We start from the raw sequence: 25,547 nt of genomic DNA, 5'->3' as shown, positions 1-25,547 counted from the left end.
TTTTTTATTAAAATGCTATTTACTTATTAAGTTGAAATGTATAACCATATAAGAGATGAAGGATAGTCAATTAGCAGTAGTATTCGATTGGGATAATACCTTAGTTGACACTCAAGATAACATTTTTAATGCTATTAAGCATACCGTAAACTCAATGGGGTATAGTAATAAAGCTGCCGATAGAAATTCCCATGAGTCGAGAAAGAGCTATATGGTCAATTTATTTGGCGATCAGTGGAAAAAAGCAAATCAGATATATCAACAATATTTAGATGATGCACTATTGCAAAACATTGCTCTGAATCAAGGAGTAGAGAAAATGTTGCAGACACTGAAAAGCCACAATATTTATCTAGCAATAGTAAGTAATAAGAAAAATACTAATTTACGTAAAGAAGTTGCCTATTTTAAACTAGATTCTTACTTTGAAAAAGTAGTTGGGTCATGCGATACTGCAGAAGATAAACCATCTGCAACCCCACTGCTATTTGCACTAGAAGAGAGTACGTTACCTATAAATAGAGAAAATGTGTTTTTCGTTGGTGATAGCATCACAGATGTTCTGTGTGCACAAAATGCCAATTGTTTACCTATTATATACGGTCAATCAATAAGCGGTTATGAAGATTTGTTATGTTTTCAACATTTTGATAAACTTATAGATTTTATAATAAAGTATTTAGAAGATAGGTAATGACCGCTGTTACAGAGATTGCCAGTATACAAAGGCGCTTTTGCGCATATTTAATAGATGTAGCAATTTTATTAATTCCAACTTTATTAATTATACTGCTATTAGAGGATTCTCCGTTGATCTTACATCTATCATACATGTGTGTAAATTGTAGTTACTTCACATATTTTATATCTTCAAAGGCCCAAGCAACTCCAGGTCAACAGTTAATGAATATATGTACTATCAATTTAGATAATTCTAAAATAGACTTGAATTTAGCGTTTGACAGAAGCACTTCCCAGTTTTTTCTTCCTTTGTTAAACAGTGTAGTAGTTGTCCTTACTGAATTTTTGCAAGACCAGGAGGTATTAGTGAATGTCTTGAGTGCATTGAAAGTAATTATAATGCTGCTCACCCTCTATTGGTATCTAGTTGCTTGCTTCTCTAAGAAAAAACAGACATACCACGACATGCTATTTAATACGGTTGTTATCAAAGGAACTATTAAATGAGTTGCTATAACTATCGTTATCATATAAATTATGCTGATAAATTGAACTCAGGGAAGATTATGAATGAAGAGATAGTAAAACATTTGAACAAATTATTGACCAATGAACTGACTTCTGTACGCCAGTATCTTTTGCATTTTGCGGTTCTCAAAAACAATGGAATTAATAGACTTGCAGAAAAGGTAAAAAATGAGCTTAACGAAGAACTTGAACATGCGAACAAGTTGGCAGAAAGAATTTTGTTATTTAAAGGAGTCCCAAATTTTCAAGATACAAATGGAATCTCAAAGTATGATAGAAAGTTTACAAAAGATACAATACAAAAAATCTTAGAAGCTAATTTGAAATTAGAGGGAAAAGGTATTAAGGATATCAAAGAAACGATTTCTATCGCTGAGAAAGAAAAAGATTTTGTTAGTGTAATGTTATTAGAAGAGATGTTAAAAAATGAAGAAGAGCACTTCCATTGGATTGAGAAGCAGATCGATCTTATTGAACTAATGGGTGTTGAAAACTATTTAAGAACACAAATATAGAGTGTTAAAAAAGATAGTATTTATTTTAATTGTACCTTGTTTGCTCCTTTTTTTATTAGGATTATGGCAAGTATTCAGATTGAACTGGAAGAATAATATTATCAAAAATATGAATCTTCCTGTTGTTCATCTGTTGCCCAATAACGACCTTGAAAAATTTAACTATAGGCATGCCAAGATTGGTGGGATTCTAAGTGGCATAGAACTTTATGTTTTTGCAGGGCAACACGGCTATTATGTATTATCTCCTATGCTGATTGCTACTGGACATTATATGTTAGTGAACAAAGGAATAGTTAAAGAAAAAAAAGAGGAAAAAGTAAAAATTGAAAAAGTAGTTGCAGATGGAACTTTATATTGCGATAGCAATAAAAGCAAAAATTGGTTTATCAAGAACGATACTGCTTCGAATACATGGTTTACCCTGAGTACAGAAGAAATTTCCAATGAGTTAGGTATTAAGCTAGAGAATTGTATATTGTGGACGAACAATTTTGGCAGCAAATTAGCTATACGGCCAATGAAGCATTTGGAATATGCAATAACTTGGTTTGCACTTTCCTTAACTTGGTTGATTATGTGCGTAATTTACTATAGACAAAACCTCAATAAAGCTTGAAGCTTTCTGTACATAAAATTAGAGAAGTAGTCATTCATCTTTATCACTACCAAGGTCTTTTAACATACTGTAATTGCCTTTTCTAAATCTACTTTTTAAAGACGTAACTCCACTTTCGCTAATACCACTGAGGCTCAGTGCAGCTCCACCTAGCTGCAATCCTATCTCAGATGTTTCAGGAATAATTTTACTAGCTCCTAGATCTCTATAAACCTCCACATTACTCAGATCTGGTAAGCGTATTACAATATTTACATGCGGAAAATTTGCAGCAACTAAGGAAACAACTTTTTTTATAGTAACTTCATTCTTTATTGAAATAACGAGAGCTTGAGCTCTTTCTATTCCTACTGATTTTAAAATTTCACATCTTGTAACATCTCCAAGATATATAGGAAAACTATCACTTTTTCCTTCTGTGACTATTTTTGATTGAATATCTACAACAACGTAACTTAAATGCTCTGCAGTAAGCATTTTTGTTACCATATATCCCACTCTACCAAATCCAGCAACTATTACATGGTTATAAAGATCTTGTGTATCTGTTTCAACAGCTTCATCATCTAATATTGTTTTCTCAGTGCTAAATGAGTTTGCTATCCAATCTCCAAGCCCCGATAAAAGAGGAGTGAAAGCCATGGTTACTGTAGTTACCATCATAAGTACTTGAGCGATTTCACTTGGTAGCACATTTAGCTCATCTGCTAAGCGAAATAAAATAAACGCAAATTCACCGCCTTGTGAAAGCAGTAACCCAGCTTGTATAGCAGGTGCACTCTTAAACCCAAAAAATCTACACAATATATATATGATAGATGTTTTTAAAACGATAAGGATAATCGATAATAAAGTAATTAGTGGTAACTTATTGAGTAAAAGTTCGGTATTGATAGACATACCAACAGTCATGAAAAATAAGCCAAGAAACAAATCTTTAAATGGCAATACTGCGTGTTCTACTGAGTGTCTGTATTCTGTTTCTGCAACTAACAATCCAGCGACAAATGCACCTAATGCCAACGATAAATGGAATTGCTCAGTAATAAATGCTGCTCCTAATACTATTAAAAGCGTTGTTGATATAAAGACCTCATTACTTTCCATTTTAGCAATAACCGAAAATAAAGGTCTAAGCAATAATCTACCAGTTATAAATATCAGCACTAATGCAATAGCTGCTTGCACCAATGAACCTGCCAATGAGCTTATCAGGCTGTGCTCAGAATTGCCAGCAAGTAAAGGTACCAATACTATTAATGGTACCACTGCAAAATCTTGCATTAATAGTACTGCTATTGACAACCTACCAACCTGACTTGCTTGAGAACCTTTTTCTTGCAGAACCTGCAACACTATTGCTGTTGAGGATAGCGCAAGCCCACCACCAATAACTGTTGCTATATTCGTATTCACTCCGAAAGCAAGAGCGATGCACCATATTGCTACCATGGTAACTATAACTTGAAGAGACCCGAACCCAAATACATGAATACGCATAGCGATCAGGCGTTCAAATGTCAATTCAAGGCCTATAATGAATAATAGGAAAACTACACCAAATTCTGCAAGATTATCCATTGCTTCAGCTGAGTGTATCAGATTAAATCCATGAGAACCAATAACTGCACCTGCAACGAAGTAACCGAGCACTGGACTAATATTCATTTTCCAGAACGCTATGACTATAAACACAGCAGCAGAAAGTAAAATTATAATATCAAACAAATGCTGAGAGCCACTGTGCATGATATTTAACCTGTAGAATTAGACCATTTAATTGAGCAGCCAATACTTGATTTTTGGTCAATTGGAGAATTACCAGTTTCTGCAATAAATTTCATAGCTTGAAATAAATCACTACTTCCTACTTCATAGCTTTGAACCTTTTCTTTTTTTGTGTCATTAAAACGTCCACGATAGCAAAGGTTTAAATTGGAATTAAAGCCAAAAAAGTCAGGAGTGCAAACAGCCCCGTATTCTTTAGCTATTTTCTGTGTACTATCAATTAAATATGGAAATGTAAACTTATTTTCCTTGGCAAAATTAATCATATTTTCAAAGGAATCTTCTGGATATTCATTTACATCATTTGACATTATTGCAACGGTGTTTACCTGATAATCTTTTTTCAATTGATCAACATCGCTTACCAGATTGCTAATAATTGACTGAACGTAAGGACAGTGATTGCATATAAACATTACAATAAGACCGTTTTTTCCACAACAGTCACTTAATGTATAGTATTTATTATCTACTCCCAAAAGATTAAAATCTTTTGCAGTAAAACTAAAATCGACTTTAGGAGTATTCAGAGCAACCATAGACTATTATTATACCGTATGTAATTTACGGTCTTATTATTTAAATGTCAAACGGTTTCTATGTATACTGTTTGCATATTCTTTTTTAGTATTATAAAACTTATGTTCATAACTTTCGAAGGAATAGACGGCTCTGGTAAAACAACACAATCTAAGCTACTTACAAATCATTTTAAGCAAATTCACGGCGAAAATAATGTAGTGTCGACTCGAGAACCAGGTGGCACTGATTTTGCAGAAAAGATAAGAGGAGTGTTGTTAACAAATAATATTGATCCTATTTCTGAACTCTTGCTACTTATCTCGATGAGGCACGAACATATGAAAAAATTAATATTACCAGCTCTTGCAGAAGGGAAAATAGTGATTTGTGATCGGTTTATTGATTCAACCATTGCATACCAAGGATATGGGTTTGGAGTTGATTTAAAACTAATAGAAGATTTGCACAGGTTGGCTGGAGTTAGATATCCAGATATTACATTTATTCTAGATATTGATGTTAAAGTTGGGTTAAGTAGAGCGAAAGACAAGAATAAATATGAAGAAATGGATGTTAATTTTTATAGTAAAGTTGGAAAAGGGTTTAAAGAAATTGCCATAAAAGAGCCCGGTAGGTGCCATGTCATCACTGAAATTGAAACAAAAAATGATAATCAAGTACACACTAAGATTATTGATAAAATCACTATTGCAAAGACTTAACTATATTTATTTAACCTCTACTAATTTAAACCGAACCTTTAACTTGTGATAGAAAATTATTAATTTTAGGTAACATTATTTCACATGAATAACTTTTTGTTTGAGTAGCTAAAAAATCCTGTATTTTGTCTGGATCTTCTTCACTTATTATCTTATATGCCCTTGTGAGGTTCATTAATTCACTTCTATTTTTTTTATTACTTACTTCAGTAATAGTAAAAAATTGATCAAAATGGTCTAAGAGGTCTTTATTTTTTATTGAAGACACAATATCGTCAATTTCTTTCACATATAATGCAAGTTTGTGTGCTTTACTACGATCTTCAAAACAAAGATTAACAAGCGCGTTGCAAAACCTATCTCTCGTAGTACTTCTCACTTCTGCTAATAAGGATAATATTTTCTTGGCAATGCACTCTCTTTACTGATTCAGCTGGTTCAACCATACCAAGAACATTCTTTACCAAAGATTTTTCTTCACAACTAAATATGAACATGTAATAACCCATAGATAGAGTAAAGAACAAGAATACGGCTGGGAGCAAAAATGGCACTAGTACATTTTATGATACAGGAAAGATAAACCAGACAGCAGTTGCTGCTGATACAACAAGAAATAGCCCTAATAAAGTTAATTGCGCTCTTTTTTATACTTATGATCAATGACTGCATTTACACCAATAGAAGCTACATCAACCATTACTCATACCTCATTAAACAGTAATACTAACTGAATGATAGCATTATTGTGATGAAAATGCAACATTATGAATATTCTAATACAATTTATATTGACAGTTACAATTCTGAATATTTTATTGCAGCGTTAGCTGATTAGCATTTTAAGCTAGGGTCAGATCTAATAGAGAGAGGATTTTTTTATTTTCTCATTCTTCTCATTTTCCTCTCTAACAATTTCTTTTCCGCTTAATATGTCCTTTATTTCATCTCCTGTTAAAGTTTCAAACTCCAGTAGATTTTCGGCAATGAGATCTAAGCCTTTCTTATGCTTGGTCAAAATGTCTTTCGCTTTTTCATAGCAAGAAGACACAACTTTCTTCACTTCTTCATCTATAAGTTTTAACGTATCTTCAGAAATTATCTCAGAACCATGCATAGTTTGTTCGCGATTGTGATAGATCGGACCTATTTTGTCGCTCATTCCCCATTTTGTTACCATAGAACGTGATAAATCTGATGCTAGTTTTATATCTGAAGATGCGCCGCTTGTGACTTTATCATAGCCAAAAATTAGCTCTTCTGCCACACGTCCACCCATTGCAACAGTTATATCTGCTAGCATCTTTTCTCTTGTGAAGGACACTCTATCTGTTTCTGGTAGTCTCATAACTAAACCGAGTGCCCTACCGCGTGGAATAATTGTTGCTTTGTGTATAGGATCAGAAGCAGGCATATTAACAGCAATCATCGCATGGCCAGCTTCATGGTATGCAGTCAGTCTCTTTTCCTCTTCTGTCATAATGAGAGATCGCCTTTCCACACCCATCATCACTTTATCACGTGCATATTCGAAATCATCCATTGTAACAATCTTCTTGTTTCTTCTTGCAGCAATAAGCGCAGATTCGTTCACTAAATTTGCTAAATCAGCCCCTGAAAAACCAGGTGTTCCTCTTGCAACTGTTTTCACATTTACATCAGGGGCCATTGATATTTTCTTCATATGCGTATTTAATATTTTCTCGCGCCCATTTATATCGGGTAAAGAAATAGTAATCTGCCGGTCAAAACGACCAGGCCTAAGCAGTGCTGGATCTAAGACATCCGGACGGTTAGTCGCAGCAATTATTATTACGCCCTCATTAGACTCAAAGCCATCCATCTCAACTAATAACTGATTTAATGTTTGTTCTCTTTCGTCATTACCACCACCAAGACCAATGCCACGATGTCTACCCACCGCATCTATCTCATCTATAAAAATTATACAAGGAGCATTTTTCTTGCCTTGATCAAACATATCACGAACACGGCTCGCACCAACACCAACAAACATCTCAACAAAATCAGATCCAGAAATGCTAAAGAATGGCACATTAGCTTCTCCTGCAATTGCACGAGCAAGTAAAGTTTTACCAGTTCCAGGAGAGCCAATTAAAAGGCACCCTTTTGGTATTTTTCCACCTAATATTTGAAATTTTTGCCTTTGTTTAAGGAAATCAACGATTTCTACTAGCTCTTCTTTTGCTTCATCAATTCCGGCAACATCATCAAATGTTACTTTTTTCCCACTAGTCATGAGTCTAGCCCTTGACTTGCCAAAGCTTATAGTTCTGTTGCCCCCCGCTTGTGTTTGTTTAAGAAAGAATAGCAAAAAGCCAATAAAGATAAATGTTGGGACCCATGAGATAAGTAATCCACCAATTACGCTCATGGCAGAATCTCCAGTTGAAAAGGAGAATCTCACTTTTCTATCATGTAAATTTTTTATTAGGTCGCTATATATAACACCGCTTGAGTTGAAACTTGAACCATCCCTAAACTTGCCCTCAATGCTCTGGTTTTTTATGACAATATTTTCTACATCATTGTCTTCTAGTCTAGTTAAAAATTCCGAAAAAGGTATGGTTGTTTTACTTCTACCTACATTTCCGCTGAACTGAATATAAGCAACTGAAATAAGAACAATAATTACTAACCAGATCAATAAGCCTTCTAAAAATTTTTTCATTTCTATTTCTAACTAAGTACTAATCAAGCTTACCAAATTTTGTTTTATTGTGCTATTAATAATGCATTGAACCTTATCGTCATTGGTATTTTTTTCGTTATAATTTACATCAGGATAAGCAAGCACCTTTCCATCTTTTTGTACTGTAGGCAAAGAGTAGAAAACTTCAGGGCAGCAGTTGTAATCGTTCAGAAATTCAGGAACTTTTTGTGTTTTTTTTAATGGAGCGATGATAACTGAACATTCTTGATTTCCGAGTATTGTGCAGCTAAATCTGTTATCCCATTGAGTAGGTTCATTCAAAGGTAGGTTTACGGTAATTTCTTGTATCTTTGACGATTCTCTAATTATTAAGATATTTTCTCCATATTTTCTTATTTTGCACCCAGAAAGTGTACAGTTAACATTACTATCCTTTTGCAATATTTTATTAAATATCGCAATAAGGCTATTGTACCTTGGTTTATAATGTTTACTGGCAATTGCCATTATAGAGTAAAGAAGAAGCCTCAAGGCTATTTCCTCTGGCAATTGATAAAATTCACTTAGTTTAATTTCAATATAACCAAGATCATGAACATTAACACAGTCATTAAATGCAAGGCGTGTGTAGTGCATCAACGCTTTTGCAGCTCTTTTCATATGAAGGGCTGTGAGGCATATTCGCTCTGTTAAAATCTCTTGATTGTCACTTGCTTTAAGTAAGCTACGGTATAAAGTTCGCCTGTATTTTAAGTCGTAGTTGCTTCTATCTTCGATCCATTTTAACCGGTGAAGCTTAGCGTACTTTTCTATTTCACTACGACTAAAATTTAACAATGGCCTAAATATATAAATACCATTTAAGAAAGATTTGTAATCCATTGATGATAATCCATCTACGCCACTACCTCGCTCCAATCTTAATAAGAACGTTTCTGCTTGATCATCTTTGTGATGAGCAACGAGCAAACATTTAACATTATTGTTTTTACACCACTCTGCTAGTAACTTATATCGTGCTTTTCGTGCCTGTAATTGAATATTACCTTTAATATTTTGCTTCTCCCAATTTAATATGAACGATTCCTTTGCTTCAAGTTCTTTTGTATAACTTATAACAAAATCAGCTTCTTTTTGAGACTCTGAACGTAACCCATGATTTACTGTTAATGCTATAGGAAGTGAAAGCTTGTTTTTTTTTGCCCAGTTAGTCATTAAGTGCAGTAAGACTATACTATCTACACCACCTGATACTGCAACTGCGATTTGGTTATAGAAAGCAAAGCTATTAGCTATATTTTGAAATAATAACTCTAATTTCATTATGTTTCTTGATGGCAAGATAGTCTCTACGTCATACAGCGACTTATTTGTGGTATATATAGATCCCGCTAACAAGCAGTAGAACTGCTCTCTTTTGTCATCCCAGTGCTTGACACTGGGATCCAGGTTTTAATGCAAGAAACTATTTCTTTATTCCAGAAAATGAAAATTCCACTCTACGATTTTTAGCATGCTCTTTTTCATATTTAGAATTTCTAGAATCATCTTTTACATTAACCAAAGGCTCAGTTTCACCCTTAGAAGCAGTTTTTATTCTGTTTTCTATGTAGGGTGTACAACTAACCATAAATTTTTTAGCTGCATCTGCCCTTCTAGCGCCTAGCGCAAGATTATATTCATGAGAACCACGGTTGTCAGTATGACCAGTTAAAGTAACCTTCGCGTCAGGGTTATCTTGTAACACCTTCGTTACGTCAAGTAATACATCTGCGCTTACTTCAGTAATACTAGATTCATCATAACCAAAGAAAACTCTTTTATCACCTATCTGCTTAACAACAGAATTCATTTTATTTGTTGTATTTGCTCCTTTTTTTGGGCAAGAACTTACACCAGTAAGTAGTAAACAAAAACAGCACATTATAACCAGTCTACTCCACATTACTAAACCTCCATAAATTTTAAAATAGTGCGTAACTTTAATTCCAGTAGCTAATAATCTCTCCATATTGTAATATAGTCAAGAGAAATAAAATACTAAATACTTTTTCTATACCCTTACAATTAATTTTCTTATAATATGCTGGACTCTGAGTAGAAAAATCCAATAAAGGAATAAAAAGTACAATTTTTTATTGTACTTTAAGCAAATATACTTTTAACTTTATTATTAATCTATTACGATATTAAACAGATGTTTTCTAAAACAATGAATAAATTATGAAATCTTATAAGTTTTTAGAGGAAGTATTATATAGGGTAAAGAATATCGAAAATACGCTAAAAGTACTAAACCAAAGCCAATTGAATATAGAGGACAAAGTTGAACAAATGAGTCTTCTAGAAGAAATTAGACATGAAATTATCTCTCATGACGCAATAAAGGAATCATTAGCAAATGCTCTTGGTAACAAAAAAAGTGCAAATACTCAGCAGCTAAAGTTAATAGAGAGAATACATAAAAGCAACAGAGCTGTTCCTATTGATTTAGTAAAGTCTTTATCCAAAGCTAAGGTTGAATGCCAAAATTTATGGAAACTATCTCATTCTGAAACCAGTAACTTAGAAAAACTAAAAGAACGTTTTACTGATTTAATCACACTCATTCGCGAAGTAGCTTCTATAAAATCGCAGCAATTAAAATGCTCAAAATACGACTCACTGCTTGCTGACTATGACTCTGATATCACAGAAAAGAATATAAGGGAAGTATTCCCCAAGGTAGGCAAATTTTTTAGCGAAAATGTGGATGAAATAATTGAAAAGCAGAAAAAGGATAAGGTTACTAATATACAAAGAGTTGCTACTCAGAAGCAGATTGAACTTGGCTCATTATGTTTACAGCAAATGGGTATTGCACTAAATGAGATTCGTACTTCTTATTACTACCCTATAGATTATGATGAATCTGATTTTTGTTATGGTTTATTTTCACTTTTACGGCATAGTGGTTATGCGATTTATCAAAAATGTTTAGCGCAAAATTCTATAAGTAGCCCAATTACGAGACATGTTATGTATGAAACTCAAGGGTTATTCATGGAAAGTATGATTGGAACATCCAGAGAATTTATTGAGTTCATTCAACCACACATAAAAGAGAAATTTGCTATAAAAGGCAAAACTAATAGCAGTGTTGAAAATTTGCACTTGGTTTTCAATGAAATAAACCTTTCCTCTTCTTTAAAGAACGCAGATGAATTTAGTCTGTTAGCTCATATTATGTTGAGAACTAGGTTAGAACAGGATATAATAAATGGTACACTGGAAGTTAAGGATCTGCACGATGCGTGGCTGGAAGGTATGAAGCACTATAAAATTCCAGTAAAAGCTAAAAATGAGCTGGACACTTATTTTCAAGATGAATATTGGGCAAGCGGTGTTATGGGCTACTTTCCTATAAAAATTATTGCTTTAATTGCTGCTGTGCAGATTTTCTCTTTCGTTAAAAAGAATCATTACGAGTCATTAAGTGCTATAATAAAAGGAGATTTTAGTTTACTTATCAGTTGGTTATCTCAAAATATATACAGTGCAAAGTGTGGCCTGGAACTGCTAAAAAAAGTAACAGGCAAGGGTTTAGACGTTGAGTGTGTTACTTACTACCTATCTGAAAAGTATAATTTGTCTCAATAAATGGTTTTCTTGAGTTATGTATGAATTTTGTTCGAAAGTTAACCGGAAAGTTTTATAGCCTTTTTACTTTCAAAGGTTTGTTTGCTAGCGATATTGCCATAGACCTTGGTACTGCAAACACTTTAGTTTATCAGAAAAATCAGGGAATAGTGCTTGATGAGCCTTCAGTTGTAGCAAGAGTAAAAGAAAAAGGAAGCTACGTTCCTTATGCTTTTGGTAAAAAAGCTAAAATGATGCTTGGAAAAACGCCTGGAGAAATAGAGGCGATAAGGCCCTTAAAGGATGGAGTTATTGCTGATTTTAAAAGTGCGGAAGAAATGCTAAAATATTTCATACGCAGTGCAAACACAAAATTCACTGTTAATAAACCTAATATTATCATATGCGTTCCATCTGGATCCACGCCAGTTGAAAGGCGTGCTATACAAGATGCAGCAGAAAGTGCTGGTGCAAATGAAGTATTTTTGATTGAAGAACCAATGGCTGCAGCAATCGGAGCTGGGCTCCCAGTTACTGAACCTGAGGGTTCTATGATCGTTGATATAGGAGGCGGTACAACTGAAGTTGCAATTATTTCTTTAAGCGGAATTGTTTATTCACGTTCTGCCAGAGTAGGTGGCGATATTATGGATGAAGCAATAAAATCGTATATTCGTGAAAATCATAAGTTATTAATCGGTGAAACAACTGCTGAAAAAATTAAGAAAAACGTAGGTTCAGCAAGTCTGCCAGGTGAAAATAACAAAGAGGGAATGATAATTAAAGGCAGGGATTTAGTGAGTGGCATGCCAAAAGAAATGCTTTTATCAGAATATCAAGTTGCAGAAAGTTTAATAGAGCCTGTACATCAGATAATTTCTGCTATTAGGACTGCACTGGAGAGCACTCCACCTGAACTTTCTTCTGATATAGTCGATAGAGGAATAATTTTATCCGGTGGTGGTGGATTATTGCGTAACTTGGGCAAAGTTATCAGTGAAACAACAAAATTACCAGTTCGTGTTGCAGATGACCCACTTTGTTGTGTTGCCTTGGGTAGTGGAAAAGTGCTTGAAAACATGGATTATTTTGGCCATGTTTTATTCAAGCAAGATTAAATTGTTTTTGAAGGTAGTTTATCGAATTGTTTTGATGGAATTATGTAATATAAATGAGATCCCAGTGTCACGCACCAAGTAATTTGAAGGCAGCTTCCAGCAGGAAAGGGTGTCATCCGAGTAGCTGACACTGGGATCCAGGAAACTTGATTACAAATAAATATGCTGTTTTAATGAATTTGCATAAATAGACACTAGATTCCAGTGTCAGCTACTTTCATGACATCATCTACTATGTAAATTGCCCCCAAATCAAAACGTTTGCACAGTTGTATGTTGGAATGACACAAGATTTGCGTTTATAAATTAAGGCGATTATGCTAAAAGAATTTGAAATTGAACCTTTGTTAAAAGATAAAGCTCCGCAGCAAACCAAGGCTATTGTTGCAATGTCCGGAGGAGTTGATAGCTCCGTTGCTGCAGCACTGCTGTATAACCTTGGGTACGAAGTGATAGGTGTGACTCTTCAGCTATATGGCACTGATGGCAATGCTAATGCGAGAAAAGGTGCATGTTGTGCTGGACAGGATATTTACGACGCTAAGCGCGTGGCTGAAAGTGTTGGCTTTCCTCACTATATTTTAAACTACGAGGAAATATTCAAAAAGGAAGTAATAGAGGATTTTGCAAGTACCTATATGCGTGGGGAAACTCCCATACCATGCGTAAGATGTAACCAAACGGTAAAATTTCGTGATCTATTGCAAGTTACAAAAAATCTTGGTGCGGATGTGCTTGTAACAGGACATTACGTGAGAAGATTAGAAAAAAATGGTGAGGTAAAGTTGTGCAGAAGCATTGATAAAAGTAAAGATCAAAGCTATTTTCTATTTGCTACAACAAAGGAGCAGTTGAAGCTTTTGCGATTTCCACTAGGTGGGTTCTATAAAAGTGATATAAGAAAATTAGCAAAGTATTTCAGCTTACAAATTTCTGAAAAGCCGGACAGTCAAGATATATGCTTTGTTTCCGAAAGCTATAGTAAAACAATAGCTAAATTAGCTCCACAATCTGTACAGAAAGGTAAAATAGTGGATGTAAATGGAAAAGTGCTAGGTGAGCACAGTGGCATAGTAAATTTCACAGTGGGGCAAAGAAAGGGCTTGTGCATCGCACACAATGAGCCTCTTTACGTGATAAAAATTAATACAGAGAATAATGAGGTTATAGTAGGTCCGATCAACGCATTAATGCAAAAAAAAATATTGATCAAAGAGTTAAATTGGTTAGAACAACCAAAGGAAGGTATGGAAATAACTGTGAAGCTGAGATCATCACATGCGGGAAGTTTAGCAACAATACATTCAACTGACGAAAAAAATAAAGCCTGTGTCATTTTAAACGACGATTACTTTGGCATCAGTCCAGGTCAAGCCTGTGTAGCGTATAAAGATGAGCAAGTAATTGGCGGTGGATGGATATGCTCTTAACTAAAGGCTTTAATGCAGAGTGTAAACGTATAATAATATTTATTGCTATTTTACCCTGTATCACTTATACTATAAAGTAGAACATTATAGGTTTTAGCAATGGTTAAGGAAGTTAAAGAACTAATAAAAATTGTTGGCAAGGGTAATTTATTAGAGGCTATATTCATTCGTAAAGGCAGTTTTCAACATGCTGACTTAGATCGTTGCATAGACCACAGAAATCATTTTGGTTTGTCTGCATTCATTAGAAAAAAAGAGGAACCATTAGATAAATATTTTAACTTAAAATTTAGTCTACAAGGGTTATTTTTAATTTATACTCAAGCTTATAGCGTTCTTATAGAAAATACTCAGCTCAATACTCAAGAAGTAATTGATAAAATATATGCTGCAATTGAAAATGAAAGAACATCTACTAATTATAGTGCGCTAGGAGAACTGCTAAAAGAAGTTGTAGATCAAGCAGAATTGACAGAAAATCAAAAAAAATTAAAGCTTCTTAATATTTTAGCGAATCCGAAAGGTAAAGCTTTGTTTAACAATAATAATGATTTTGAGAAACAAGTACTTAATAATGTTAAAAAGTTACTAAAGATAAGTTATACAAATGAATTTGATAAAGAATTTAGCTTATGTAAAGAGGTCATCAATCACTATTATTCTATCCACAATATAAAAGTAGATAAAGATATAGCATTACTATTTTCTAGTTATGGCATATTTTCTATGCATATCAGCAGTAAAGATATTTTACTACTTAATCAATATATTAATAAGAAAGCTGAAATGATCAATACACCACTGTATTATAATTACACTTTGAACTTGTTAAGAGTATTAGGAAAAATTGAGTTACCACATAGAAATGGATTCACCAAGTATACACTTAATTATGAAGGTATAAGCGCACTAAATAAGGCATTTGATCAATTGATAGCTGAAAACAAGCAATACAATCAAGATTGCTTATATCCTAAAAATGTAAAAAGCACACTAGAGCAACTGTTAAAAAACCAAAATAGTGATGAATTTGAACAATTAGTAACGAGCCCTAAAAATATATACTACTCAGTGCCACAAGAAGAGAATAAATGTAGGCCAAATTTCATTGTCAGCAAGAAAAAAGAAAAAGACTATAAAAACACAGTCTGTAAACTTATTTTAGGTGTGTTTGTATTATCTGTTGGGTTATATGCTGCTGACTATTTCCTTATGAAACAAAAGTTATTCAACTCAATAACAAATATTTTGCCACAAACTAATCTAATAATTGCTGCTGTGCTGACTATTGTAGTAGTATATGCTTTATTTCAACTATTGAAATCACCACAGAAATCACCACTTTCAACAGTCAATTAGATGACGAATGAAAATTTAGAACAGCCCCATGCAAAACAAGCTTAGAACTACATAAATGTAGCAACTTAAAAGCACATATTGTATAATGCTTATTCTTAAGTTAAGAGGTGATTTATGGATTTAAGTAAAATAACAGCGGAACCAAACGCAGTGAATGTGGTAATTGAAATAAGTGCAAATGCTGAGCCTGTAAAGTATGAATTTAATAAAGAGCTTGGGTTGTTACAAGTTGACAGATTTTTATCTACCTCAATGACTTATCCTTGCAATTATGGGTTTATACCAAATACCCATGCAGGTGATGGTGATCCTGTGGATGTTTTGGTGCTAACTCAATTTCCCTTAGCATCTAGTGTTTTAATATCGGTGCGTCCAATAGGCGCATTACTCACTAAAGATGAAAAAGGGGAAGATGAAAAAATATTAGCTGTGCCTGTTTCCAGTGTTGATAGCTATTATGACAATATAAAGGACTATTCTGACTTATCTAAAAACCTATTAGATAAAATTGCTCATTTCTTTTCTCATTATAAAGATCTAGAAAAGGGAAAAACGGTAGCAGTTGGAGAATGGGTTGGTATAGAAGAAGCAAAGAAAATCATTGAAAAAAGCAGAAATTAGTTTACGTTGATTTAGCCTGGAATTACAGTTATTCGGAAAAATGTTGTTGTTTTTAATGGGTAAATATTGCAATTAAAAGCATTAGACAGGTGGTAGAGGTCTTGGTATTATATAATCTTTAGGTTCTAAATTTGGAAGGGTGGCCGAGCGGCTGAAGGCGGCGGTTTGCTAAACCGTTATACGATTGAAAAGTCGTATCGAGGGTTCGAATCCCTCTCCTTCCGTATACTGTTTTAGCACGGTCTGAATTCGCTATATTGGCATGTTTTTAGCCTGTTTAGATATGTACCTGATCTTGTTGCAATGGTTTTTATTTCCGTCTTTGCTTAGATAGCTATTAAAAAGTTGGCTAGCGTTGACTCAGTATTTATTATAGAATTGGTTGTTAACCTTACTTATATGCATAAAATACTAATTTTACTGTTGATAGTGTTGCCACTTAGGTTGCTTGCAACCGAGATTGAAATTGTTGCAGATGTAAATGGTGAGCCAATTTCAAATTTAGATATCGAAAAACGCATCAACTTTATAAATTCATTGTTTGGCACTCAAAGTGTTAATCAAAAAGAAACAAAACCTCAAATTCTTAGGGAGCTAATAGACGAAATTATCATTATCAATGAAGCGCAGAGGCTGAATATAAAATTGAGCAACGAGGAGTTAGATAATGCTATCATATTATTGTTAACCCAAAGTTTTAAACTTAAGGCTAATGAAGTTGATCAATACATAAAAAAGCATAATATAGATCTTAGTATTTTAAGAAAACAAATAAAATGTCAGTTACTATGGAGCAAAATTATTGAAGTAAGAATTGTGCCATTTATTAATATAAGCGATAAAGAAGTAGATGATGTAAAAAGGCAAACAGAAAAGCCGGATTATCTTATCACGTTCCAAGAGTTTATAATTCCTGATCAAAAAGACAAGGACGTTTATGGTATAGCTGAAGATCTAGTAAAAAAATTACGTAATAGTAATAACCCAGAATCTCCAATAAAGATGCGTAAAGCAACAGTTAATTTAAGTCAGCTCAAAGATAAACTTAAGAGCGTTTTAGAAAGACTAGAAACCGGCGATATAGCAGGTCCATTCAGTTTCAGTGAAGGTTACTCTATTATAAAAGTCATAGACAAGGTACAACTTAATTATGCACTGCTGGAAAGCACTTTAAAATTAAAACAGATTGTGGTTGAGGGTTCAGAAAGTTTATTCTCTAATTTTAAAGAGCAAAAGGTCAATTGTTTAAATTTTGACAAATTAGCAGATGATTTTAAGTTGCCAAACGCAAAAGAGTTTGAAATAAAAATGCGAGATTTAAATCCTGATTTACAGATTTTATTTAGTAAAACAAGTGTGAATGAAGTAGTAGAATTAAGAGAAAATGGCACTGCAAAGTTAATGATGTTGTGTGATATCAAGAGTAATGCAGCGGATATAGAAGCAATTAAACAGCAGATGTACCAACAAAAGATTATGATACAAAGCAACTTGTTATTAGATGATATGCGTAAAAATTCAGCTGTCAGTTATCGGTATAGTTGAAGTCAGAGAGTGTCCTTGTCTCTGTCTTTGTGTACGAAAATTACTTTGTTCTATAAAATTTCAAAAAATTTGAACAAATATAGTTAAAATAGCACATGAAGAATATAATGCTAATTGGTGGTGGAGTTGGAAATGCAGTGTTATTTTCGATAGGGAAGGCGTGTCTTGAAAATAATAATAAGGTTTTGTACTTTGCTGGCTATAAGAAGTTAAGTGATGTATTTAAACGAGCACTGATAGAGCGTGCATCAAATGCGGTAGTTTGGGCATGTGAAGAAGGATTGATAGAAACAAGCAGAGATCAAGATAAATCCTTTCATGGTAATATAGTTGATGCAATAGTCTTTTATCAACAAGGAAGATTAGGTATTAATTTAAACACTATAGATAAAATTATCACTATTGGTTCTGATAAAATGATGAAAGCTGTGAATGAAGCTAGAAAAACAATTTTAAAGCCATATCTGAAGTCAAGTCACATAGCAATATCGTCAGTTAATTCTCCTATGCAGTGCATGATGAAAGAAATCTGCGCTCAGTGTGTTCAGCAACATATAAATACGGAAACAGGAGAAAGGAGTTTTGTTTATAGTTGCAGTAATCAAGACCAGGATATGGAATTTATTGACTTTGATTTTTTGAGTGAGCGCTTAAAGCAAAATAGTTTACAAGAAAAACTCACTGCGAAATGGATAGATCATGTTCAAAGATATTAAACAGCACAAAAAGGAAATAAGAGAGCAATATAGAGCTATAAGAAAAGATATTGATGAAAGTTGTTCCAGTTATGCGGCAAGTTCCCTTATTAATCTCTTTAATCAGAACTTAAGTTACGTTAAAGGCAAAACAATTGCGGCTTACATTCCAATGGATGGGGAAATAAATGTTATCCCTTTGATGTGTCGTTTGCTCTATTTAGGTTATAAAGTAGCAATTCCTGATAAAAATCAGTTGCTAAGATTTGAGGGATGGAACGAAACAAATGAATATGTAATTCCCGACACAATCATTACTCCTGTTGTTGCTTTTGATGATCATTTTAATAGATTAGGTTTTGGCGGTGGTTGGTATGATACAATGATAAAAAAATTACGGCCACTTGGAAAAATATTTATAGGTGTAGCCTATGAGAAACAATATTGTAAAGATTTACCTGTAGAAAAACATGATCAAAAATTGGATATTATAATCACTGAGATGTGTGTTAGATGTGGAGGTGGATTGCTCAAAAAAGTGGATAGAAAGGAGTAGATCTCTATTTTTTCCATTCCCTCCCCAAGCCATCAGAGGGTTTTATTTTCTTCTTCACTCACTCGTTCAGCACTTGAACTACCTAATTGAGAATCTGGCTTTATTTCCTGAGCTTTCTCATTAACTTTTTGTTCTACCTCTTTTATGTCACTACCAATTGCCATAATTGCAGGTTGAAATTCGCTCATAAAATCTACAAGTTTCTCCATGTCTTCCTCATGAGTACTAGTACCCTTGCTCATAAGATTGTTCAAAAGACCAGCCTTATCTTCCCCTATTAACTGTCCTATGGCTGCTAGTTGCTCTTGATTCTGAAGCATTTTTATTATTTTTATTTCATTACTAAGCATTGTTCTTTCTCCTTCATCAGCTTCAAGATTCTTTTCCATTAAATTGCTTATTAACTTTTCAAAATTATTTTCTCTTCTTTGAATCTCAGGTAATTTATCTATTAAATCTTTATATGAACTCTTTATTGCTCTTCCTGCATCAATTGCTCCTTCTTTTATTTTTTCCCCTGCCTTTCCTATACCTATTCCTACATAACGCGCTCCAATAGCTACAAGCGCTATTAATGTAGCAAGCACAATAAGCGGAGAAAATGCTACTCCCAATACTATTCCGGTAGAAGCTATTCCAATTTTTTTATTTGCAGATGCTGATTTAAAATAATTGACTAGATTGTCCAGCGGACCTTTATTATTATTTATAACATTACTTATTGTTTCACGCTCAACAGATTGTAGCGCCTTTTCTATTATCTCTGGCCCAACATCTTCTGGCTTTAAATTCTCAAGCGCTTCTTCAATTAATTTTATAAACAATTCCTTATTTGTGGCTTTCTCTAGACTCTGGCTACTAATACCAATTCTCATTGTTAGTCAGTCAAATAGGAGAAATTGCAGAGTTGTTTAATTGTGGAGCTGGCAAGAGAAGTAATAAATTTGCACAAAGCACCCTAAAGCAGAGCAATTGTATCGTATATTTTATTGCGCAAAATGTTCTGTTTTATATATAACCAAAGCCTCTCAACAAGATTTAGCTCAGGTGAATATGTAGGTAGGTATGTAATGTCGATATTTTTAGGTACCTTTAAATTTTTTGACCTATGCCAACTAGCACAGTCCATAACGAGAAAAGCCTCTCGTGTTTCTAGATATTGCGACATCTGCTCAAGAAATATGTTCATGCAATCAGTGTTGACATTTGGTGCAAATAAGCTAGAACTCTTTCCATTTCTAGGATTAACCGCACTATAGAGATAGAAATTTTGCCTAACTAATTTTGTTTTAACCTGTGTTCTAATCCCCTTTTTAAACCACCCATGTCCAACCTTTGAATGTGTGCCAAACCTTGATTCATCAAAGAAAAATAGCTCTTTTTCTGGATACTTGCTAATAGCTCCATTGAGATTTTTTTTTGAATTCCTCTTGTTTGCTTTTATCTTGTCCATTATGAACTGGTCTGGGTGTAATATATGAGAATTTCATCTTTTGCATATAGCGGTGTACTGTAGATTTGCTGATATTTAATCCGAACTTTTCCTGGATTCTTATTCTCATTTCTTTAATGGTAATATTAGGATTTTCTTCTATCCACTCTTCAATTTGCCGTAGTTGATCCTGATTTAATTTAGTTTTTCTACGCCGTTGTGGAGGAGTAAACAGTTTTTCTTTTCTGCCAAATTTCAAGAGTTTTACCCACGAAGTTAGTGCGCTTCTTGAAATGCAATATATTTTTGCTACAGCCGTTATACTATGCTTTTTTGCTGCAATTACAGCATTTAGTTTTTTTGAAACATATGCATTGTTCCTTACTTTCTTCAGCATTTCTTTTGCTGATTCTACTACTTTTTCATCCAATAATTTTGATCTTAATGCCATTTATACCTCAACTATTTTACTTGCTTCATTATGGCTTTTCTTCCATCATTGTCCATCTGTTTGCCTTGTAATGGGAATTGATATTAGCAGTCGTAACTTTTGGAAGGGATTTTGGCCATCGAGACGTGATGTCAAAAATATCTACAACATTCTTCCACGAACCTTTCCCCACGTTCCAACCAGGTGAAAAAGCTGTTTTTACGATAGCCGTCTAATTTACCGTTCTGCAAGGTTGTTGATTGACTTCAGGCTTTCGTAAAAACTTCCACACCATATCCTCGGCCTTAACATCTTAATGGCCATTCTCAAACCATTTACAAGCCTCGTCATTTCATGAAAAAACCCTTCTTTCGCATTAGTTGTGTAGCATCTTTTAATATTAACAAGGCCTATAATAGTGCAGCACTGCCTTACGTATTGCCAATCCAAATTCTACTTGCTGTAAAATAACACAATCTGCTACATCGCTGCTAATCTCAATCCCTCTATTTATTGGCCCTGGGTGCATAACAATCGCATCTGGTTTTGCGTATGATAGCTTTTGTGAATCAAGTCCATACAAATGAAAATATTCTTTCTCTGAAGGAACAAAACAACTATTATTCATGCGCTCTTTCTGCAGTCTTAAAAGCATGATTACATCAGCATCCTTTATACCTTCAATTAATGAATAATGGACTGAATCTACTTCAGGAAAATGCTTACAAATCAAAGTTGGTGGTGCGACCAAGCTTATCTCTGCTCCAAACATTTTTAGCAACCTTATATTTGACCTTGCAACTCTGCTGTGCAGAATATCTCCACATATCACAACTTTGAGATCCTTTATTTGCTTTTTATGACTGCTGATTACAAGATAATCTGCAAGAGCTTGAGTTGGGTGTTCACTGCTTCCATCGCCTGCGTTGATTAGCGAGCAGCTAATATTCTTAGCCAGCATATTAACAATACCGCTATTTTTTTGCCTGATTATTATATAGTCAGGATTCATTGCATTTAATGTTTTGATCATGTCTTTTAGATCTTCTCCCTTGTTAATAGAAGAAGATCTTATTGGCAAAGTTACAACATTTGCTCCAAGGCTTTTTGCTGCTATTTCAAAAGACGCAAGTGTACGCGTTGAATCTTCAAAGAATAAATTTATTACTGTCTTATTTTCCAAGATATGACTATTTGCAGCTTCTTTTTTAAGGTACTGGTTAGCCAACTTAGTTATATTTTCTACATCATCGACTGTAAGGTCTGAGATGTTTAACAAATTCCTTCTCTTGTGCATAGTTTCCTTTTCAACTACTTGAACCTATTCTACTTTCTTATTATTGTTTTTCAATAGACCTCTTGTACAGCAATTGTTTTGGTGAAAGAACAGAAAAAGATAGTAAAGTCAAAATTAAGTTAGAAGGAAGAAAAAGTTCAGCGAGCCAAGAGTAAGGTACATTAGCATAAATCTTTTATCCCAGTGTTCAGTGGCACTGGGGATTACTTCCACTTACATTCATCCGCTATCATAATAGCCTCAAAAAGATGCTTCTCAAGTTCACTTAGAGGTAAATCACTTTGTGGATAATTTCCCCAAGACTTTAGTATATCGGAAGTTTCAACGCCTTCAATAATAGGGTATTCTTGGTTTTTTTTAGCGTATAGCTCTTGAGCCTGTTTGCTTACTAAAAATTCCAATAAGACTATAGCATTTTCCCTGTTTTTTGCGTTTTTTGTTACTGCTGCACCACTGATGTTTACCATTACGCCGTGATCATTGCGATTAGGAAAAAAAGCCCCTAGCTTGTCTATAACATTCTTTTTATTTTCTGATGAAAGAATTCTTGCAAAGTAATAACTATTTACTATTGCAACATCTCCTTCACCAGCAGCTACAGCATAAATTTGGTCAGTATCACCACCACTTGGTTTTCTTGCCATATTGCCCACAATTCCGCTTACCCATTCTTTCGTCTTTTCAAAACCATTATTTGCAATCATAAAAGCAATTAACGATCGGTTATATGGACTTGTGGAAGAACGCACTAATATTTTTCCTTTCCATTTTTCATTTGCTAAATCTTCATAAGTACTTAAGTTTTTAGGATTTACTGACTCTTTATTATAAACCAATATTCTGGTTCTTTTTGTAAGGCCAAACCAATAATCTTCACTATCTCTAAATTTTACAGGTATAACACTTTTTAAAATCTCTGAATCCACTTGAGATAAAAGCCCTCTTTTTTTTGCCAAAATCAGGTTCACTGCATCTGCAGTTAAAAGTAAGTCAGCTTCACCGCCATTTTCCATGCGTGAAAGTAGCTGAGAATAATCATCAATGATGTAACGTACTTTAATGCCTGTATTTTTTGTAAATTCATCAAATAAAGTACGTACTAATTCTTCTTTGCGCGATGAATAGACATTCACTACTTGTGAATTGTCAGTTCCGCTGTTTTTATACAAAAAAGTAATGACTATTAATACAACTGCTATTAAGGATGTGAATATAAAGGCTTTTTTCATATTGGATAAAAAATAACTTCTTTCAGTTAAAGATACTCAAATAGCGCAATCTTAGCAAGTGTAAAATTCGTTAGATGTAGCTAATATAATTTGGATTTACCGAAGTCAATGTATGAAATAATCGAAATTGTCATTCCAGCGCGTGACTCTAGGCCATAAAACCTACTTGACAAACTTCGCCAGCCCCCTTATCATGAAACTGAAGGTATTCAGTTATCTTCATCTGTACAGATTAAACAGCAAAAAAACAACGTAGTTGGCGTCTTATTTTTAATTTTTTGCACTATGTGCACTTTATGTCTTCACAACATTTCTAGGTTTTTACCTATATAAGCTGAAACGCGCTTATATAGCGTTTAAGACAGTATAGTACGCCAATTTGCAGGATTAGAGAGTGACAACTAGCTAACACGTGGTTTCTTTTGCCTTTTTTTTATTTGGTAAATTTTTTAAATATTTATAATTGCAATTTAAGAGCCCAAGAGAGGTCAGCGCTTGATACTGGAATCCCAAAAAAAGGATGATGTCATCCGAGTAGCTGACACTGGGATCTAGGAATTTTATTAAGTATAAAAGTTATGTTAAAATGCACCATTTATGGAAAACTAGATCCCAGTGTCACGCACTGGGATGACATCATTCTTTTTTCTGGATCCAAGTACTGGAATGACACCGAAAAAGTCTATTGGCTGAACGGACAATGGCGTCAACTTAAGGAAAAATATCAGCGATAGTGTATAAAATTTCTCTCTAAAATTTTTACCATTAAATCACCCAAAAGCTGCAATAAACAGCACTTTTGTTTCTGTTTTATTTCAACAAAGAAGTCTAAAATGTATCCTTTTTAGGTGAAACATGCAAAAAGGAAAAAATCTTATTCTACAAATTAAAAATACAATATACTCAAAAACTTTTCAGAAAATCCATAGGAGAGTTTGTTAATGGAGGCTCTTAAGTTGACGCCATTGCGTGAACGGTTACGGTTTAAAAGGGTATTTCAAAAAACTGTGTCAAATCAACTCATACACTTCATTACCAACTTCATGATGAAGTTCTGCAGTTGGATGGAAATAATCAAAAAAGAAATAATCCTTTAGTGTTTCTTCGCTACACCCAGGGTTATAGTGAACGTCAAGTTCCCCTTTAAATATCAACTTTAAGAGTATTTTTATATTTTCTTTAAATCTCCCAATTTGGTCTGCAATGTTCGATGTGCATGCATCTTGACAATTTAAACCTTTGCTCTTGTATTCGCTAAGCATACTTTTCATTTTAGAGTTAAGATCAAATGCTTTTATTTCAAGATTTGTACTTTTCTTCATATAATCTAAGCCATTAGCCAATTTTGCATTGAAACTCTCTGTGAGCTTCGTAGCTAGTTCCCTTGCTTCTTTATCTCTATTAAAAGCTGGTATTGAGCCAACTTCAGGTGCGTTTGCAACAACTACATGCTTAACACCATGTTCATTTAGAACCTTAAGTGCATTACATATTTCACTCACTGCTTGTTCCAACACTTCTTCCGCTTTAGTATCGTCATAAGCAGTGGCAACCATAACATCATTTCCGCCGATTATGATGCAAAATAAATCTTCTTTACCTATATCTGGATGACGTTTAATTACCGCATCTAGCTGGTTAGCTAAACGAATTTTATTGAAGAAATAAGAAAAAATAGGGTCAAAAATTTCCGACGCTGTTGCACATGAAACTGCATAGTTTTGACCTTGCTGTTCGTGGCATCTACCAAAAAATGAATAACTCCACCCAGGTTTAAATTCGTCTAAATCTAAATATTTTGCTACATATTCAACAGCAGTAGGGCCATTGCTAAAAGATCCTCCTTGATAAAAAGGGTCATCAAACTTTACGCTTTTTGCAAAGGATAAGTTATTTAAAATTCCAATGATTGCGCCATTATCGGATAAACTATCACCTAGAACATAAAAATTTCTATACTTTGAATTAGAATTGTCATTTTTATTTGTCATAATATTTACCGTAGATTAGCATGTTGTTTCATTAGATTCATAAAAAAAAATAGCGGTGCAACTTTTTTACAACCCCCATTTTAAACTTTATTATGCATTTCCTTCATATCATACCTTTTTGAAAAAACGTTTTATTTTAAAAACGCTCTGACTTTTTCTCCACTTTTTCCAGGCAAA

The 25,547-nt window shown here is 33.9% G+C and carries 23 protein-coding genes, 1 tRNA gene and 1 pseudogene; 14 read left to right on the top strand and 11 right to left on the bottom strand.

Annotated features, from left to right (window positions below):
* Positions 1-55: 55 nt before the first annotated feature.
* The 4 genes from OPR24_RS01810 to OPR24_RS01795 are packed head-to-tail and all read left to right on the top strand — an operon-like array spanning position 56 to position 2,343.
* Positions 56-694 (top strand): HAD family hydrolase, encoded by a 639-nt coding sequence (locus tag OPR24_RS01810; RefSeq protein WP_265033618.1) that lies wholly within the window; start codon positions 56-58, stop codon positions 692-694.
* Positions 694-1,188 carry an RDD family protein gene (locus OPR24_RS01805; RefSeq protein ID WP_264328649.1) on the top strand — a complete coding sequence of 165 codons (495 nt, stop codon included), beginning with the start codon at positions 694-696 and terminating at the stop codon, positions 1,186-1,188. The genes OPR24_RS01810 and OPR24_RS01805 overlap by 1 nt, the downstream gene beginning before the upstream one ends.
* Before the next feature lie 59 nt (positions 1,189-1,247).
* Positions 1,248-1,724: a bacterioferritin gene (bfr, locus tag OPR24_RS01800; protein ID WP_265033617.1), complete on the top strand. Its 477-nt coding sequence runs from the start codon at positions 1,248-1,250 to the stop codon at positions 1,722-1,724.
* Position 1,725: 1 nt separating this feature from the next.
* The gene (locus tag OPR24_RS01795; protein ID WP_265033616.1) at positions 1,726-2,343 is read left to right on the top strand and encodes an SURF1 family protein; all 618 of its coding nucleotides are present in this window, start codon (positions 1,726-1,728) and stop codon (positions 2,341-2,343) included.
* Positions 2,344-2,373: 30 nt separating this feature from the next.
* On the opposite strand, the gene OPR24_RS01790 is transcribed toward OPR24_RS01795, so the two are convergent.
* Positions 2,374-4,092, bottom strand: coding sequence for a monovalent cation:proton antiporter-2 (CPA2) family protein (locus tag OPR24_RS01790; protein ID WP_265033615.1), 1,719 nt, complete (start codon positions 4,090-4,092; stop codon positions 2,374-2,376).
* Positions 4,093-4,097: 5 nt separating this feature from the next.
* A complete protein-coding gene (locus OPR24_RS01785) occupies positions 4,098-4,670 on the bottom strand; it encodes a thioredoxin family protein (protein ID WP_182367219.1) in 573 nt (190 codons plus the stop codon).
* Between the two features lie 102 nt (positions 4,671-4,772).
* Here OPR24_RS01785 and tmk point away from each other — a divergent pair, with 102 nt between their 5' ends.
* Positions 4,773-5,375: a dTMP kinase gene (gene tmk, locus OPR24_RS01780; RefSeq protein WP_265033614.1), complete on the top strand. Its 603-nt coding sequence runs from the start codon at positions 4,773-4,775 to the stop codon at positions 5,373-5,375.
* 25 nt (positions 5,376-5,400) lie between these two features.
* Here tmk and OPR24_RS01775 read toward each other — a convergent pair whose 3' ends face one another.
* The 4 genes from OPR24_RS01775 to OPR24_RS01760 form a co-directional block, all read right to left on the bottom strand.
* On the bottom strand, positions 5,401-5,754 hold the full coding sequence (locus tag OPR24_RS01775; RefSeq protein ID WP_265033613.1) for a hypothetical protein: 354 nt from the start codon (positions 5,752-5,754) through the stop codon (positions 5,401-5,403).
* Between the two features lie 480 nt (positions 5,755-6,234).
* Positions 6,235-8,067, bottom strand: a complete 1,833-nt coding sequence (gene ftsH, locus OPR24_RS01770; RefSeq protein ID WP_265033612.1) for an ATP-dependent zinc metalloprotease FtsH — start codon at positions 8,065-8,067, stop codon at positions 6,235-6,237.
* 12 nt (positions 8,068-8,079) lie between these two features.
* Positions 8,080-9,372 carry a tRNA lysidine(34) synthetase TilS gene (gene tilS, locus OPR24_RS01765; protein ID WP_265033611.1) on the bottom strand — a complete coding sequence of 431 codons (1,293 nt, stop codon included), beginning with the start codon at positions 9,370-9,372 and terminating at the stop codon, positions 8,080-8,082.
* Positions 9,373-9,514: 142 nt separating this feature from the next.
* Positions 9,515-9,994, bottom strand: coding sequence for an OmpA family protein (locus tag OPR24_RS01760; RefSeq protein ID WP_320157125.1), 480 nt, complete (start codon positions 9,992-9,994; stop codon positions 9,515-9,517).
* A 278-nt stretch (positions 9,995-10,272) separates the two neighbouring features.
* Here OPR24_RS01760 and OPR24_RS01755 point away from each other — a divergent pair, with 278 nt between their 5' ends.
* From OPR24_RS01755 to OPR24_RS01715, 9 genes are all read left to right on the top strand, one after another.
* Positions 10,273-11,688: a gluzincin family metallopeptidase gene (locus tag OPR24_RS01755; protein WP_265033609.1), complete on the top strand. Its 1,416-nt coding sequence runs from the start codon at positions 10,273-10,275 to the stop codon at positions 11,686-11,688.
* A 20-nt stretch (positions 11,689-11,708) separates the two neighbouring features.
* Positions 11,709-12,785 carry a rod shape-determining protein gene (locus tag OPR24_RS01750; RefSeq protein ID WP_264688040.1) on the top strand — a complete coding sequence of 359 codons (1,077 nt, stop codon included), beginning with the start codon at positions 11,709-11,711 and terminating at the stop codon, positions 12,783-12,785.
* A 317-nt stretch (positions 12,786-13,102) separates the two neighbouring features.
* Complete coding sequence (mnmA, locus tag OPR24_RS01745; protein WP_265033608.1) at positions 13,103-14,215, top strand: tRNA 2-thiouridine(34) synthase MnmA; 1,113 nt, start codon at positions 13,103-13,105, stop codon at positions 14,213-14,215.
* Between the two features lie 99 nt (positions 14,216-14,314).
* Positions 14,315-15,574: a WD1261 family protein gene (locus tag OPR24_RS01740; protein WP_265033607.1), complete on the top strand. Its 1,260-nt coding sequence runs from the start codon at positions 14,315-14,317 to the stop codon at positions 15,572-15,574.
* A gap of 114 nt (positions 15,575-15,688) precedes the next feature.
* Positions 15,689-16,195, top strand: a complete 507-nt coding sequence (ppa, locus tag OPR24_RS01735; RefSeq protein WP_265033606.1) for an inorganic diphosphatase — start codon at positions 15,689-15,691, stop codon at positions 16,193-16,195.
* A gap of 133 nt (positions 16,196-16,328) precedes the next feature.
* Positions 16,329-16,419: transfer RNA gene (locus OPR24_RS01730), tRNA-Ser, on the top strand.
* Positions 16,420-16,594: 175 nt separating this feature from the next.
* Positions 16,595-17,740 (top strand): SurA N-terminal domain-containing protein, encoded by a 1,146-nt coding sequence (locus tag OPR24_RS01725; RefSeq protein ID WP_265033605.1) that lies wholly within the window; start codon positions 16,595-16,597, stop codon positions 17,738-17,740.
* 95 nt (positions 17,741-17,835) lie between these two features.
* Positions 17,836-18,456, top strand: a complete 621-nt coding sequence (locus tag OPR24_RS01720; RefSeq protein ID WP_265033602.1) for a ferredoxin reductase domain-containing protein — start codon at positions 17,836-17,838, stop codon at positions 18,454-18,456.
* On the top strand, positions 18,440-18,991 hold the full coding sequence (locus tag OPR24_RS01715; RefSeq protein ID WP_265033600.1) for a 5-formyltetrahydrofolate cyclo-ligase: 552 nt from the start codon (positions 18,440-18,442) through the stop codon (positions 18,989-18,991). Before OPR24_RS01720 ends, OPR24_RS01715 begins: the two co-directional genes overlap by 17 nt.
* A 32-nt stretch (positions 18,992-19,023) precedes the next feature.
* Here OPR24_RS01715 and OPR24_RS01710 read toward each other — a convergent pair whose 3' ends face one another.
* The 5 genes and pseudogenes from OPR24_RS01710 to OPR24_RS01690 all read right to left on the bottom strand — a co-directional run bounded on the left by OPR24_RS01710 (position 19,024) and on the right by OPR24_RS01690 (position 25,370).
* Positions 19,024-19,866, bottom strand: a complete 843-nt coding sequence (locus OPR24_RS01710; protein ID WP_265033599.1) for a hypothetical protein — start codon at positions 19,864-19,866, stop codon at positions 19,024-19,026.
* A gap of 2 nt (positions 19,867-19,868) precedes the next feature.
* A pseudogene (locus OPR24_RS01705) lies at positions 19,869-20,874 on the bottom strand (IS630 family transposase).
* Positions 20,875-21,253: 379 nt separating this feature from the next.
* A complete protein-coding gene (locus OPR24_RS01700) occupies positions 21,254-22,150 on the bottom strand; it encodes an aspartate carbamoyltransferase catalytic subunit (RefSeq protein ID WP_265033598.1) in 897 nt (298 codons plus the stop codon).
* 203 nt (positions 22,151-22,353) lie between these two features.
* Entirely contained in the window at positions 22,354-23,379 is a 1,026-nt protein-coding gene (locus tag OPR24_RS01695) for an extracellular solute-binding protein (RefSeq protein WP_265033597.1), read from the bottom strand.
* A 1,010-nt stretch (positions 23,380-24,389) separates the two neighbouring features.
* A complete protein-coding gene (locus tag OPR24_RS01690; RefSeq protein WP_265033595.1) occupies positions 24,390-25,370 on the bottom strand; it encodes an SGNH/GDSL hydrolase family protein in 981 nt (326 codons plus the stop codon).
* Between the last annotated feature and the right edge of the window lie 177 nt (positions 25,371-25,547).

The organism is Wolbachia endosymbiont (group A) of Sicus ferrugineus, assembly GCF_947251515.1.
GTDB lineage: Bacteria > Pseudomonadota > Alphaproteobacteria > Rickettsiales > Anaplasmataceae > Wolbachia.
The sequence above is the reverse complement of the archived record's forward strand: the minus strand, read 5'-3'. Positions and strand labels throughout refer to the sequence as shown.